This is a genomic window from Nocardia sp. NPDC004168 (assembly GCF_040610355.1).
GTDB lineage: Bacteria > Actinomycetota > Actinomycetes > Mycobacteriales > Mycobacteriaceae > Nocardia > Nocardia sichangensis.
Genome location: NZ_JBEXME010000105.1, coordinates 1 through 1,540, shown reverse-complemented (window position 1 = coordinate 1,540; position 1,540 = coordinate 1). Strand labels below are relative to the sequence as shown.

Annotated in this window: 2 protein-coding genes; both read left to right on the top strand. The window is 42.1% G+C overall.

The window, feature by feature from the left end; genetic code table 11:
- Nucleotides 1-278 (top strand): aminotransferase class V-fold PLP-dependent enzyme (locus ABZW96_RS37620; RefSeq protein WP_355081652.1); only part of this gene is annotated, 278 nt, incomplete at its 5' end.
- A 100-nt stretch (nucleotides 279-378) separates the two neighbouring features.
- The gene (locus tag ABZW96_RS37615) at nucleotides 379-1,326 is read left to right on the top strand and encodes an IS30 family transposase (RefSeq protein WP_351004109.1); all 948 of its coding nucleotides are present in this window, start codon (nucleotides 379-381) and stop codon (nucleotides 1,324-1,326) included.
- Nucleotides 1,327-1,540 lie beyond the last annotated feature (214 nt).

The following is a 1,540-nucleotide window of genomic DNA, read 5'->3' as shown; positions in this document are numbered from 1 at the left end:
ATAATTTTGGTCCAAGTATGCCTCATGTTCTAAATCTTGCTTTTCCGAATGAAAATCATGATTTGCTCTTGACCAAACTTGATTTAGCTGGTTTCGCAATCTCAACTGGTTCTGCTTGTACAGCCGGTACAATCGAACCTTCCCATGTTCTTGAAGCTGTTTACGGGAAAAATTCTGAAAAACTAAAAGAAAACATACGTATTTCTTTTTCAGAAATGAATACAATTGATGAAGTTAATCTCTTCGTTGAAAAACTTAGTTCTATTTTAAAAAAATAACGCAAATTGTAAAATGAAGTTAGCCACCTTGAGTCAAGCAAAAAACATCTGAATCTCTTATACTAGAAGTTCGACCAAATAGTATAAAAAGGAAATTCAGATGCAAGACTATTCTATCACAAGCCAGAGCAAAGGGAAACACCTGACCAATCAAGACCGTTTAAACATTGAACGTTGGCACAATAAAGAAGGACTGAGCAACCGTGAGATTGCGCGCTTATTGAATAAAGCTCATGGGACGATTGACAGAGAGATGAAGCGAGGGGAAATCCAGCTCAAGCGGAAGGTAAAATACTCTGCTAAAAAGGCTCAAGAAAATTATGAAGGATTGAGGGCTCACAGTGTTCGTCCGAGTAAACTCACGACTGAGATTGATTGTTATGTGAGTACACGTCTTAAAGAAGACAAGGACTCTTTGGAAGTCATTCATCAGGCTCTAAAAGGAGTTTCTCTGAGCAGCCTCTACAATTGGGTCAACTGGGGCTGGTTAGAAGCCAAGCGTCATCATCTTTTCTATCCGCAGTATAAGGCGGCAAAGAAAATCAAACCTCGTGCGCCAAAGCATCCTTTTGGCAAGTCTATTGAAGAACGGCCTGAGTTCATTAACAATCGCTTAGAAGTGGGGCATTACGAGATTGACACGGTCATTCTTACGAGAGCTAAGAACAAGGTGCTTTTGACGCTCACAGAGCGAAAATACCGCACGGAGATCATTCGCTTGATTGATGGGAAAACAGCACAGGCGGTCAATGATGAGCTGGTGGAACTTCAAAAAAGTTATGACTTCAAATCCATTACCCCTGACAATGGCCATGAATTTGCAAGGCTCTCTGAGGACGTAAGCTGTCCAGTTTACTATGCACACGCCTACGCGAGCTTTGAGCGAGGGACGAATGAAAACCATAACCGAATGATTCGTAGGCATCTGCCAAAAGGCACAACAAAGACGACCCCTGAAGAAGTCGCCGCTATCGAGTATTGGATGAACCATTATCCAAGAAAAATGTTCAACTATAAGAGTTCATATGAGATGAGCTTGGCTGGCTAACTTGGACTTGCAATTTGCGTTAAAGAAAAATCACAAGTTCAAAAAACTGGAGAAGCGGGAGTTGTCAAAGTAGTAGAAAGTCAAGCTCAACTTTATGAATTAGATCATGATGATGAGAAGCCGAGTCTGTCAGAATTGCTCAGTGCAGGGATGGGAACTCACTGTCCTCAGAGCTGACAGGGCAGGCGGAGAGCAACCCCCTGATGCTGCTGAC

Coding starts and splice junctions, on each gene's coding strand:
- ABZW96_RS37615 (WP_351004109.1), top strand. CDS start 379: ATGCAAGACTATTCTATCACAAGCCAGAGCAAAGGGAAACACCTGACC.